This window comes from Oleiphilus sp. HI0128, from assembly GCF_001635365.1.
On sequence record NZ_LWGG01000269.1, the window covers coordinates 1 to 793 of the forward strand.

Below are 793 nucleotides of genomic sequence, written 5' to 3' on the forward strand. Positions count from 1 at the left end.
GCGTTTGTCAGGCAACGCAGCTACAATTACTTCTGAACATTGAAGTATGCCCTCTACCTTCAGTTTGAGAAAATCTTGCTCACGCTCTCCTAGGGCTTGCGCAGTAAATTTTCGCTCTTTATCCACGAGTAAATGAATTGAGTGCTTAATATCGTAATTCTTGATTCGGATAAAACGCCAAGGCTGCATTAATCCAACACTAGGCGCCAAGTGAGCTGCCGCAAGAATTCTACCGAGCGTAGTTTCTTCTAGCGGCTGACCATTAAAATGGCGCATATCCCTGCGCTCAGCCATAACGCGGTATATTGCCTTTTTATCGGCTTCAGGATAACTGAACGACTTACTCATGACTTAGAGCCCATCTCATCATCCTTACGGCTATTGGCGATGCGCAAGCGGCGTTTTATCACTGGCGCTAGCTATTTTCTCTTTTTCTTCATCGAGTATTTCTTGAGGAAATTGTCTCATGAAACAATTACAAATCCCGTCACCTATCATGGTTCGTGGCCCCATTGGGTGTCCGATATGTTTGTAAACGCCATGGGAATGCCCATGACTATGTGAGTGGCCATGAGAGTGGCCATGAGAGTGTGAGTGGTCATGAGAATGACCGTGTGAATGTTCATGACTAGGTGAGTCATCGTGCGAATGACTGCTTTCAGACACGCTGCCATTTGGATTATTCGGGTCAAATTCAGCATGATGGTGATGCACGTCAACCTCTCCTGCCGCCAGCCTCCGCTTGAACGATGACATTAAGTTTTCTGGCAGTAACTGATTCGTCATAATTTCA

1 protein-coding gene and 1 pseudogene are annotated in these 793 nt (G+C 45.9%); both read right to left on the reverse strand.

Going from position 1 to position 793, the window contains the following annotated elements:
* A partial coding sequence (locus tag A3763_RS03560) for a nitroreductase family protein (protein WP_197482737.1) occupies positions 1-348 on the reverse strand: 348 nt, incomplete at its 3' end.
* A gap of 30 nt (positions 349-378) precedes the next feature.
* Positions 379-793, reverse strand: a pseudogene (locus tag A3763_RS26635) (sirohydrochlorin chelatase); the annotation flags it as partial.